This window comes from Christiangramia flava JLT2011 (assembly GCF_001951155.1).
GTDB classification, from domain to species: domain Bacteria; phylum Bacteroidota; class Bacteroidia; order Flavobacteriales; family Flavobacteriaceae; genus Christiangramia; species Christiangramia flava.
Genome location: NZ_CP016359.1, coordinates 1,224,976 through 1,238,193 on the forward strand (window position 1 = coordinate 1,224,976; position 13,218 = coordinate 1,238,193).

Consider the following 13,218-nt stretch of genomic DNA (forward strand, 5'->3'; position numbering starts at 1 on the left):
GTATACCTACCAGTATTGTTGGCTTTAAACCAACAAGGGTGAAAGAAGCTACAGAAAATGCTCTAGTTTTTAGAGGAGGGGTGATCTTACTGAGCCAGTAGATCCTTTACTAACATCTTTTTCCTGTCAACCATATTCTCTTCAATATTTATCATATCGATATCCAGCTCCTTACATTTTTCCATAACTATCTGTTTGATCGATTCTTTTTCGATATTAATCTTTTTCGTTTCCACACCATCGTCGTTTATATAAGTAATGTTTGCTTTACAAAAACTAGAAAGTCTCTTAAACTCATTTTTCTTCTCTAAAATCATTAAATGATCCTTTATAGTTATTCCAATTATATATGGCTTCCCATCCTTTTTGGTGAAGGATATCAAAAATGTAGAGTTTGGTTTAGCTAATTGTACATCACGTTTAATTAGTTCAAGCTTCTTAAGCACATCTAAGATCTTAATTAATTCAACTCTGTATATCGGAGACTCAATATCATTATGAGCAAGTGAATTTAAAATTACACTTTTATAAGTTTTTAAATCTTTAAAGTCGTTAAAGTCCAACCCCTCCTCAGTACAGAATATTTTGAGATGATTTATTTTATCATTTAACCTTTGAAGTCTAGTCTCGTAAATCCCCTCTTCATTTTTTTTAATTTCATACCTTGAAGTATCTGGATAAATCCTATCTAAAATCTCTTCACATAGAACTCTTAGATATATTCCACAGGCCGGATAATCATTTTTCTGAAGATAGTATTCGGCCTTTTCAATTTTATTTGGATGATTATTGATCGAAGGTCTTTCGAAGGTGGATAATGAATTGACATACATTTCTTTGTAGACCCACTCATCATTATTACCTGAATTTTTAATTTTATCTTTTAAATAGAAAAATAAACTTCTGTCATGGGTCAGAAATAATATTTGATAATCATATATAAATTTATTTGAGGGATCTAATAGAAAATCAATTAGTTTATCCCTGTTATTCATGTCCAAACTAATCATTACATCATCAAAAACGATAAACTTAAGAATATCTCCTGCTTGGGCATTAATTCTTTTTCTTAAAACGGTTAACCTTATTGCAATCGCAATAGCTGTTATTCTAGCCTCATTTAAGAAAGATTGAGGTCTATTTATCGTGATAGGATTACCTGCATAAGCTGTTATTATAAAATGAATTTTGAAGGGTGTAAAATGAAAGTTCACATCTGCCTTTTTATATTTTAACTCTTCAAAGCGTAACTCAAAATCAATATTATGACCTAATTTCTTAAGAATTGCAGGGGCGTTAATATTAATAAAGTCAATAAGGTTTTTAAGCTCATTATTGAAATGCTTTGCAAACGCAATAAACTTTTTGTTCTCCTCACTGTATTTATAAACTTGTATTTTCTTTCCTTTTGAATTAGTGGTCATCCCAGGACCTTTTTTAATTTCCTCGTACATATCCGAGGCATTGGTAAACGTCTTGACCACACCATTTCTAAGTAAATCTTTGCCTGGGAAACTAATATAGGAGAGTATATGACCTATGAAAATGTCGGCTAAATCCATTTTCTCACCATTCCAAAAATCTTGAAACTTGTAAAGCACTTTGTAGCTTATGAAATCTGATGCTTGATTTATCTCTTTTGCAACAGAATCATTTTGAATATTCGTATTTAATAATGATAGTTGATATTCTGTGGGTGAAGGACTTTTGGTTTTTACTTTAATAAATGAATTAAAATGCTCATTGTACTTGGGGTGATGAGGTAATGGGATACGATCTGCATGGATATTAACCAGAGATTGCGGATGAGCTGTGTGATGTTTAAAATATTTGGCTATCTCTTCAGTATCCTTTTTTAATGTTGCTTCAAATAGGGTATATAAGGCCCAGTATATAGAGCTTTTACCACTACCATTTTCACCATAAAGCAAAAGATGCTTACCTCCAATCTCTATTGGCCCCTGCTCATCAAAAAACTTAAAGTTATTTATTTGTAAGGTATCTATCTTCCTCATAAAGTCGCTAAATCTCTTATTACGGCCAAAATATCCTTACTACGTGTTTCTATAAGTAGGATTCTTTGCCGCACTTCATTTTCAGGTTTTTGATACCAAGAATAAAATCTTTTTATAATTTCTCGTATCTCATCTTCATTTTCAATATTTTGAATTGATTCAGGCTTGATGAATTTTAAAACATTTAGTCCATTCTCCTTCATATGTTTTTCAAAATACAGTTCGTACACCATCATGTCTAGAACGTCAGCTATATGAGAGGCTATCCTTTCATTTTTTGTATGACCTAAAATATCCTTATCACTATTGTAAAGAAATAATAGGTAAGACACTAAAGTTGTAAAGGGAGTTGCTGTATTAGTTTCTGCAATAGGTATTTCTGATAAAGGAGTTGCATATAATTCTAAAGTCTCTCCCTTTCTTTTTCCTCTGTAGTACAACCAGAAATAAATTAATTTACTATTTAGTAAGGCCAAGAGATATTTAGCACTCATCCTAGTTATGTTAGTTAAGAAGAACACATCTCTAGATGAGAAAACAGGTTTATCTGAATACGCAAAGTTATTTTTTAATGACCGATAAGGAACAATAATTTTATCCGTTGAATTGAAAATACTTAATTCCCTAGGCCGGTGAATACTGTACCAAGGCCAATTCGGTTCATTATATCTTAATTTTTGGTCATCGATTATAGGCTTAAACTTTTGAAGATGTTGAATCAAGTTTGGAATCTTTCTTTCTTCCGTGTCCCAATTAGTGTAAATTAAAACATCACTACTTAAATCATAAGTATATTTTTTAATGTTGCTATTCTTCACAAAAGGCTTAACGAGCGTTTTTTCGTAATCATTTAGAGATAGTGACTTTAGTTCACTTGGCGACAGAACAAATACCCCTTCATTTTTAACTAGGTTATTATTGAATTCTTTTAAATGTTTATTACTGATCTTACTTATGGTGATATCGCAACCAGAGTTAATATTTGCAAATTCGTTTAATCTACTGTGGTTGTCTTTAATGACATTGAGTATTCCAAATGTGGAACTTGTTTTAGATGAACTAATTCGAATATAACTTTTGTCCCCTTCAAAAATATTTTTTGAAACAAAATAATTAGTCTCCCTATCCTTGTTCGATAAAATATCGGACAGAATCGAAGTGTCATAAAGAGCTTTTCTTTTTGTATTAATTATATTACATCCTACTCCCTCAAAATTTCCTTTTTTTAATATGGTAATTATATTATGTTGACCGTAGGCACTGTCAAATATTTTAAATTCATTAAAATTGACTAGTGTTAAGGGAGTGGTCTCTTCTTTAAAACTTCGACGTAAATTCAAAGCGCCATCAGCAGTAAGGTAATAGTTTGTTGTAATAAAAGTGCAAATACCTTTTTCCTTGAGCATTTCAAAACTTCGATGAAAAAAGAAGTAAAACAAATCCATTTTTGACTTGTAAAACTTTTTCAATGAGCCTTTTTTCACCTCCTGGAAAAGTTCTTTATTTCCTTTTTCGCCAAGATAAGGGGGGTTTGCGATAACAATATCAAAACCTGTTTCTTTATTTACAATTGGATTTAAAATCTCTGGAAAATCTAATCGCCAGTCAAAGTGTTCAAAAGCTCTTTGATTACTTTTTAAATCATCAACCTCCTTCAAGGTACGTTTCCATCTTTTTATTTCATTGACTCTTTCAGTTTGAGCTTTAGATAACTTTTTACCTTTTTGTTCATGAAATGGATTGGCAGCTATCATTAATTCAAGCTTCTTACTTAGAATTTTAAGCTTAAGTTTTCTGATATCTCTACTTAATAATATTTTTAAACTATTGTTTGCAGTAAAGTATTCTATCTGTTTTACAGAAATTTGTTTTAATAGGTTTTGTATATCTTCTTGAAATGGATTCCCAAATAAATTATTCTGAGATCCTTCATCTTTTTCCCAATCAATTTCAATAATTTCATCTCCGAATTTACTTACAAGTGAATTACCTCCTACTATTTTATAAGCCAAATTAGGTAAAGGCTTTGGTTCTTCTTCATCTACAATTAAGCTTAACCAAAAACGTAATTTCGCAATGTCCACAGCTCCGTTTTCTATATCTACACCATAAATAGAATTTTGAATGATATTTTCTTTGACAGTTGCTGGGCTCCATACTTTATAACCAAGGTCAAATGCGATTCTTTCTTTTAATGAGAAGATTTCCTGTAACATTCCCATCGGAAATGCACCGGACCCTATAGCAGGATCGCATATTTTAATTTTATCTAGTAAAGTATTTATGTCGGCTAGTTCTGTATTTGTTAGGTCTTCTCTATTTTTTTGCTTAACAAATTTGCTTACACTTTGCTTTGAGAAGGACTTATCGTTATTCAGATGCGTGGATAAATATTCTATAATCGATTCTTGAGTCATATAATGAACTATCTCCTTTGGCGTATAGAATGCCCCTTTATCTTTATTATCTTCTAACAAATTCTCGAAGATGTGTCCTAACATTTCAGGATCAACTGCTATGGTATGTTCCTCAGGACTATTTTCATAAATAGTAAAATTATATCGGTTGAAAAACTCGAAAAGATTGGCAAATAAATCGGAAGGAAACTCTAAAAGATCAAACTTCTCAGTTTCCTTTTCGAACAATCCTCCGTTCAGGTATGGAATTTTTACCACTGCCTCATCAGGCATGATAAAATTATCTTGCGTTCTTTCTTTATTCAGCGTTTCGTAAAATAATTTAGTTAACCAATTAGAGTAGAAATTATCATCCGCCCCGGCATTATAAAAAAAGTTTTCCATAAAATTCTTATCACCATCAGCTAATTTATAGTTGCCTGTAGGTGATCCCATCCATCCTTTTTTCTGAAGAAAGTAAAGAAACACGATTTGCCCTAAGAGTTTCTTACAAAAGTCCCTAGCTGCCTTCTTATCACTGTTAAACACCGAAGTGAGAAAGGGCGATGGATCTTGAACTTCTACTAGTTTATATTTCCCACCTTTCTTTTGGAATTCCTCTCCAGTAAGGTATCTAACAAAATTACCATAGTGTGTCTCACGGTACTCTTCAAAAAACTTTTCTGACATTGCTTCCACCGCGAAAGCTTCTTGAATATTTTTAACTTTTAATTCAAGTTGGTTGTCAAGAACCTGGAAACGATCTAAAGCAGTTCTATAAGATTCGTCTTTGTCCCCAAAGACATAAGTGTATCTTTTAGGATTAGTTTCTTCAGTAACAACCTGTCCATCTTCAAAAAAGCTATCATACGCTATAAAGGAAAAGCGCCAATGTTTTTCGACAGTATTCTCATATTTAAAGACAGCAAAAACAGCATTGTTACCTATTATCAATTTCTTAACTAGAGCTCCTAAACCTACTCTAGCTATTTTTACCTGCCTAAAGTCTTCAACCGTAACTTCGTATAACTCAACTTTTCGATCATCAAAAGTTGTAAACTCACCAAATTTAATTACCTCTTTGGCTGTTCGTCTATCAGTTTCTGTCAATTCGATTCTTTGCTCTCCTTCTTTACTATAGAGAGTAAAGTTTTTAGTGGATTTTTGGAAAATTGGTCTTAGAACTTCGCTTTCAAACGTCTTTCTAGAATATTGATTTTTAAATATTTGTTGTAAAACTATATCCATTAGGTTCTTTCAATATAGGATTCGGAAATTACTATTTGGGGTTTACTGAAAAGTGACTTTCTCTGTTCTTTAGTGTGGCCGGCACCACTAAAGTTCATTTTTTTCAAAACATCATGATATAGGTTATCTATAACCTTCTGAGGATCATTTTCCGTGTTTTGTTTAAAAAATTTATTTAGCTTGTTCGGTAGTTGGCGGTGGGATCCTTTGTAAATCTCATCCAGCGCTCTTTTTAGTTGATCCTTGGAAAAATCATCATTCGCAATACCAATAAAAAATTCAAGTCTACTTACTACCCTTTTTTCGGCGGCTGAAAGCTGAGACTTAGTAACGTTTTTAGTCTCGACGTTCTTTGTAATGGTTTTGAAGTGGTTTAAGGCTTTAGAGACTTGATGATGATGATTTTTCGGTAGTTTAAAGGAATTTTCTTCTACTCTGGCCTTAAAGATTTTAGCAGCGTTAACAAAAGTTAGCTCACTTACCACATCATTTTCATCAGTTTTGTAAAAAACCCCTGGATGCCCAGCACTTTTGATATATGTTATAGATGAGCTTGCTACATCAAAAAATGAATCTATCTTCGTAGAATCTCTTGCAGTCCTCGATTTTTTAGGAATAGACTTTATTTTGTTAAAATGAGATTGGCTATTCTTTTTAAAGTCTCTCAATTCTTGTAAAAAGACCAAAGTTTCATTGACCTCTTCTTTTAATTTAGAACCATAAAGTCCTGCTTCTCCAACTTCCTCAAGTTGAGAGTATATCTGACTATCTTCTCCAAAAGCAGAGTGAAAAGCTTGAAGCTTTTTAATTGCTGTATTTGTAAGCCGGATCTGATTATCGGACTTATCAGAAGGATAGAAGTTGTACACGTTGATTGATTCTGCCTCAGTACCTATTCTATTGACTCGGCCGATTCTTTGCATTAACCTAGTAGAGTTCCAAGGCACATCATAGTTAACAATAACGTTCGATCTATGCAGGTTAACTCCTTCCGCTAATACTTCTGTCGTAAATATGATATCATAATCATCTTTCCATTCATGTCGATCCAGATTAGCATCAAAGTTTTGAACGATCGTGGAGTGCTTATCTTTTCTGTTATCTGCACTTATTGAAATAATCTTTTTTACTCCAATATCTTTTAGTGAATCGCTTAAATAATCTATTGTTTCCTTAGATTCTGAAAAAATGACTAGTTTCCCAGTTAAATTATTTTTCTTGTTTAGAAAAACAGGTTTCAAATCTTTAAGAAATTTTTCAAGTTTTGGATCATAATCTACCTTATTCCATCTCTCAACTAGATTGGAAATCATTTTTTCATCTTCTTTTAATAGCAATAGGAAGTCTTCTTTGAAATCCTGATTTTGAAAGATGACATTATTCCCACCTTTTTCATTCATCTTCTCTTCTAGTGCTTCTTCATTTCCATCATTCAAGTATTTATTTACATCAACATCAGGCGCTATATACACCTTATCTTTTTCGAACATATTAATCATATGTACTGTATTACGGTGTAGTCTACGAAGAGACTTTTTGAAAGCGAAGAAACTACTTTCCAACCTTTTTATAAGTAGCGTTTTCATTATGGCTGAAAGCCTATTGGCAATATCCTCTACATTTCCGTATCTTTTTCTATCTTCTTCATTTACTAAAAACCCTATGGCTCTGTACCTATAAAAGCCTATACCATCTACCTTATTTTTGTCTTCATCCAAAGAAGTGAGGAGGGTGATAGTTTCATCAAAAAGCAGACTTAAGTTATCGTCAAATTCATATTTAACCTCGTTTGGTGGATTTATTTTCGGAAATTTAATTCCTTGTAGTTCGATATCTTTTCTAAAGTCATCATTATTTAAAATATCTGTTCTAGTCCTTCTAATAACTAATGGCTCTATTACCTTATCCCTAATTTTGTCAAAGATTCGTTTAAGTTTTTCAACATTTAAGATTCTTTCTTTCTTCAGGTCATCATACTCATCTTTAAGTGGTTGAAAAAAGCCCTGTAAATCTTTAATGCTTGGCAAGTTTGAATTACGCTTATCTTGGAAGAGGTATATTTGATTTTCAATATCGGAAGGATGGTTATTCAGAGGCGTTGCCGATAAGAGCATGACCTTTTTACGAATATCTCCATTTGCTCCTGGAATTTTTCTATCTGTCTTAGCAATAGTTTGAAGTTTCTCATACATCGCCGAGGTGTCTGTCCTGAATTTATGAGCCTCATCAATTATAATTAAATCGTACTCCTGAGGATCTGGATAATTTAAATTTCTTCCATCAATCACTTTGTGTAGGCTACCAGTCGAAACGAAGTAGGTATTTTGCCTTACATGAAAATCTTTAATCGTTGTTTTCCAGTTTTGTTCGAGAGCAGGTGGATAAACGATTAGTATTTTTGAGTGATATCCATTTTCATAAACAAATTTCTTGGCAATTATTGAGGCAATAACAGTTTTACCTAAACCAACTACATCTGCTAAGAAAAAGCCATTATATTTCATTAATTTTTCATAGCCTTCTATTGCAGCTTCAGCTTGATAGGTTAGTCTTTTGTACTTATCTGGCAGTAATAAATCTATATTGGTCGGATCATATTCTATTCTAGTTCCAAAATATTCTATAAGCAACTTAATATAGATTTCAAATGGTGTAAAATCTTCATTTAAATAAGTCTCTTCTTTAAGCTTCCCAATATCAACAGGCAGAATATCAATAGCCTCGTTCCACAAGCTTTCAAATTCTTCTGAAGCAAATTTTATATCATCGTAGTCACGTAGTTCTACATTGAATTCATAGTTGGACTTTTCTCTTGAACCTAATCCTGGCTCCGTTAAATTAGATGAGCCTGTAATTACACTACCCGCTGAATGGCTATTAAAGTTTTTTGGCTTAAATATGTAAATCTTAGCATGAAGATTTTTTTCGGGATGAGCTTTGATTACAATCTTCTTGTCTACAACATCCTTAATAAATTGAATAACTCCGTTTTCTATCTCTTCGGAATAGTCAGCATCCTGAATATCATTTTTTAACCTTGCAAGAAATTGATCTTTGGTTTCCTTTGGGTCCATTAAATACTGCTGACCAACAGAATGATACTTTTCTAAAAGTAAGTCTACATTAATCCCAACAAGAACTCTTATCTCCGGTATATTATCAAGGAATGGCCTTATTTTAAAATATCCTGTTGCCCTAAAATAGCCAACAAGAGCGTCAAAATGGTGAATATTAGGAAGGTTTTGAAATACACCTTCAAACTTCTTTAATAAGCTGTTGTCTGATTTATTAGTAAAAAACTTTGTTGACATTAATCTTTATAAGTTAGGATAAATTAAGAATTTTTCCCAAATGATACGATTTGAGTAGGAACGGTAAATTTAAAATTTTAAAACTTTGATAGATTGTTTAACTTGGAAAAGTTTATTTCAATAATACCAAATTGGAAGATATATCCATAAAACAGGCTCTATTCGATCTTTTTTCAATTTCAGATCAACTAATCCATTTGAAAATGGAAGCTCAAGAATATTGGGAGTTAATTGATTTCATTAAATCAAAGGATTTCTATTCTGATGATAATGTCAGATATCCAACACTAAAGGAAGTCGAGAAATTAACAGGCTTAAAAACTTATCAGTTAAGAAAACAAATCAAAGGTCTATACTCATTAATGATCGAGCAAGAGGGACTTCTAAATTTTGATAAGATAGAATATAATCTTCACATAAGGATCTTCAAAAAACATCACTACCTAAAATTAAAACACCTTGCAAGTATACCGAGAATAGGTGAACGATTTGAGATCAGGTTCATTAAAGCTAAGCTTGATTTTACAGTTTTTTATGTTAGTGATATATCACAAAGATTAGAAAGTAATAAGCAAATAGTTGATATATTCCTTAAAGCAGGTTTCAATAATAAATATATTGATCTAAGAAAAGACAAAGCTGAAGCACTTGGAGAGATTCCTTTTATACATAGATTAGAGGATTGGGAGCTTCAAGATAAATTAAGAAATAGGGAGCTAGATACAAATTTATAGATGAAATATTATCCCGTTTGAGTATGTGAAAAATAAAAATACAGTTATTTCAGTCTATGACCGAGATGTATTTTTATTTCAAGTTAAAGCATCAGAAATTATTGTAGCCTCGTGAGAGGATTAAAAGAATGAGTCAAACTTCTGGAAGTCTTGGGAAAGGACCGTGTTTATACTTTTCGCTAATCACCTTAAATAAAACGATATTCCAAATAAATGAAACATATAGAAAGTATTAAAGAATTAGAACAGAATCTAGAGACAGTAGAGTTTTATCTATCGGAAGGAACAAATTCTGAAAACAATAAGACAACCAAACTAATTCGTGCTGGAGCTTGCTTTGTAGCATATAAAATTGACGACGAGCTAAGGTTTGCACCCAGTAGATTTGTAGGTTATAAAAACAATAAATTGGAAAAACACTTTAACTCGGAAAAAGACGGGCGTGAGACAAATGTTATAATCGAAAAATTGTTAGACAACAAACTCGGAATTAATGAGAAGTTAGAAATTTCGTTTCTGAAATATTGTCGAAATCTCGGAATAGAACCATATAAGAAAAAGAGAAAATATTGGACACACAATTTGTCACAAGATTTTAAAGCGAATGTGAACTTAGAAGGTGACTTTCCTGAAGGAAGAATAATTGAGCGAAAACATAAATTTCGTGAGCGTAATTCAAGAGTTTCTCAAATCGCAAAGGAGAATTTCAAGAATCAACATGGTCGGTTGTTTTGTCAAATTTGTGAATTCGACTTTGAGAAGGAGTACGGAGAAATTGGTGTAGATTTCATTGAAGCCCACCACACAATTCCAGTTAGCGAAATGCAAAAAGGACATTTAACCAAAATTGAGGATCTGGCAATGCTATGTTCGAATTGTCACAAAATGGTACATAAAAGAAGGCCTTGGTTAGAAATGGCGGAGTTGAAACAATTGCGTAATAAAGTGAATGATAATACAAATTAATAGGAATGCTGGTTGTCGAATAAAATCTACAATTAAGTAATATGTATTAAACAATTAGAAAATAGAGTAAATCTTTATAATCATGTTTGCTATAGAATACGCTTAAGTTTTTTCCAGTTCAGTTAATTCCAAAAATGTTTCTTTTCCTAAAATCCTAATTTTAAAATCGTGCGACTTACTCCAAATTTCTCCAAAGGAATCTAAAGTGATTAGCTTCTGGAGGCACCACCTTTAAAAACCCGTTTCATGGAAACGGGTTTTTTTATACCCAGTTTTTTCCGAATATTTAAAACTCCCGGGACTCGCTATTCAATGTCAGCTCCTACAGTAAACTCACGTAGAAATTCGTATCTTTCTGCTCGAGCGTTCCTTTCCCTACCCGGAAGCTTTTCTATACTCATTAAATATTACTACATGTTGAACTTACAGCGATTCGCCGTTATTTTATTCCTATTGAGCTTCTCATTTTCAGGAATGGCACAACGCATTGGCCGAGTTGAAAATGCCGAAACGGGTAAACCACTATCCAACGTGAACATCCAGAACCTGGATTCCGGTTTTGGAACGGTGAGCAATTCCCTGGGAGATTTTAACCTGGGCACCAGAACAGCCGAGACCGATAGTATCCAATTCAGCTATGTCGGCTTTCAAAAAGAAACGCTAACGCTGACCGAGCTGAAAGACCGAAATTTCATAGTACTATTATTTCCGAAGCTCGAAAGCCTGGAAGATGTCATGATCTCCGGAAACGGCTCGCTTCGAAAATCGGTTCCATACAGGAAGTTGGAAGACATGCCAAAGGCGGTGACCAATTTCGGTTACGCTTCTTCCTCTGAAAAATTGTTTGTGGTAGGCGGTAGCCTGGCTGAAAAACATGACAAAAATGGAAAGCTGCAGGACCGTATGTTCATGTCAAATCTCGATTTTTCAGATTATATCAAGGCCATGAGATTGAACCGGAATTTTGATTTCCTGCATTACAATCAGCAAATCTTCAGCTATGATTTTGCAACTCAGAAATGGAAAACCGCGACCCCAAAAGTTACCGAAAGAATCAACCAGAATTCCGCCATTTTAAACGGGAAAGTCTACACCTTCGGCGGAAAAACCACCGGCCTGCGTGGAAAAAAAGAATTACTTCCGAATATTATTGAAATTTACGATCCCGCCACCGATGAATTGGAAATTGACGAAACCAATCCGCACATGGCCAATAATTTTGCCAGTTTCGTCTACGATTCCCTGCTTTTTGTAGCCGGCGGTTCCAATAAACAATCCACCACGACCTCGATCAAACAATACAGCAACGTCATGCATGTTTTCAACCCTGAAACCGGGTTCTGGCGCGAGCTAAGCTACCTGCCACAACCTAAGGAGGTGAACGGTGTGCTGGCCGGCGATAAGTTCTACTTTATTGGAGGGGAACAAAACGATGCGCTGGCTTTTGTGGAATCTTATGATCTCAAAACCGGAAAATGGAAACGTCACGGGCGCATTTTTGAGAATATGAGGAAACCATCCCTCGCTTTTGACGGCACTTATATCTACATCTATGATCACGGAAAATTACTTTCCTACAACCCGATGACCGAAGAACTGAAACAATATCAAATTGACCTGGACGAACGGGAACCCGGTATCGCTTACAGAGACGACAAACTGTATATTTTCGGTGGATTTATAGCCAGAGAATTTGAATATTTTCCTTCCAGTCACTTATACGAGATCCCCCTGTCCGAACTTGTGAGAACCCGAATACAACGAGAAAAAACGCTTGGCGGTTCGTATTGATCAAATCGCAATATCCCAGCCGTGTAGCAGCACCAGCCTTAGGCCTACATAAAACACCAGTATCGCCGTAAGAATACCCAAAAATTTCAGGTTGAATTTTTTATTGGAAAGGTATGAGCCCAGGCTGCCGCCTAGAATCACTGCTATTGATAGTTGAAAAATCAGTTCCTCGTTTAGCTGAAAAGTTCCCGCCATTTGCAAGCCAACCAAACCGGCAACAGAATTGACCAGAATGAATACGGAAGCAAGGGAAGCGATGGTACGCGGATTCTGCCACTTCAGCAAATTTAAAACCGGGGAAAGAAAAATCCCACCGCCTATTCCTGAAATGCCCGACAACAGGCCAATACTGCCTCCAAGAAAAAATTTCTTCGGATTGGAAAATTCTTCAGAAGTCAACCTGCTTTTAACGAATTTCAGCATCATGAAAATTCCCGCAAGCACCAGAGCGCTACCCAGGATGAGAAAAAAAGTGCTTTGTGAGAGCTTGACCGTTGCGCCGAGATAGGCCATGGGCATACTCAAGACAAAGAACGGCCATAATAATTTCGGCTTCAGCACCTGGTTTTTGATGAACAAAAAAGTCCCGATGCTCACCACGCAGATATTCAGGATGAGTGCGGTGGAACGAATTTCATAGAAATCAGGCAATACCAGGCTTAAAATAGCGAGGTAACTGGAACCGCCGCCAAAACCCACAGAGCTATAGAACAGCGCGATCAAAAAGAAGATATAGGGCAAATATTCCAGCAACATA

7 protein-coding genes are annotated in these 13,218 nt (G+C 34.2%); 3 read left to right on the forward strand and 4 right to left on the reverse strand.

Features of this window, described 5'->3' with window-relative positions:
• Positions 1-86 precede the first annotated feature (86 nt).
• From GRFL_RS05175 to GRFL_RS05185, 3 genes are read right to left on the reverse strand one after another with little or no spacing between them, the layout of a single operon-like run.
• Positions 87-2,015, reverse strand: a complete 1,929-nt coding sequence (locus GRFL_RS05175) for an AAA family ATPase (RefSeq protein WP_083643599.1) — start codon at positions 2,013-2,015, stop codon at positions 87-89.
• Entirely contained in the window at positions 2,012-5,659 is a 3,648-nt protein-coding gene (locus tag GRFL_RS05180; protein WP_083643600.1) for an Eco57I restriction-modification methylase domain-containing protein, read from the reverse strand. Before GRFL_RS05180 ends, GRFL_RS05175 begins: the two co-directional genes overlap by 4 nt.
• Positions 5,659-8,970, reverse strand: coding sequence for a helicase-related protein (locus GRFL_RS05185; RefSeq protein WP_083643601.1), 3,312 nt, complete (start codon positions 8,968-8,970; stop codon positions 5,659-5,661). The genes GRFL_RS05180 and GRFL_RS05185 overlap by 1 nt, the downstream gene beginning before the upstream one ends.
• Before the next feature lie 131 nt (positions 8,971-9,101).
• Between GRFL_RS05185 and GRFL_RS05190 the strand changes: the two genes are divergently transcribed.
• The 3 genes from GRFL_RS05190 to GRFL_RS05200 all read left to right on the forward strand — a co-directional run bounded on the left by GRFL_RS05190 (position 9,102) and on the right by GRFL_RS05200 (position 12,461).
• Positions 9,102-9,704, forward strand: coding sequence for a hypothetical protein (locus tag GRFL_RS05190; RefSeq protein ID WP_083643602.1), 603 nt, complete (start codon positions 9,102-9,104; stop codon positions 9,702-9,704).
• 213 nt (positions 9,705-9,917) lie between these two features.
• Positions 9,918-10,670, forward strand: a complete 753-nt coding sequence (locus tag GRFL_RS05195; RefSeq protein ID WP_083643603.1) for an HNH endonuclease — start codon at positions 9,918-9,920, stop codon at positions 10,668-10,670.
• Positions 10,671-11,084: 414 nt separating this feature from the next.
• Entirely contained in the window at positions 11,085-12,461 is a 1,377-nt protein-coding gene (locus tag GRFL_RS05200) for a Kelch repeat-containing protein (RefSeq protein WP_158091599.1), read from the forward strand.
• Here the strand turns inward: GRFL_RS05200 and GRFL_RS05205 are convergent, their stop codons facing one another.
• Positions 12,462-13,217, reverse strand: coding sequence for a sulfite exporter TauE/SafE family protein (locus GRFL_RS05205; protein WP_083643605.1), 756 nt, complete (start codon positions 13,215-13,217; stop codon positions 12,462-12,464). It lies immediately after the preceding gene.
• Between the last annotated feature and the right edge of the window lies 1 nt (position 13,218).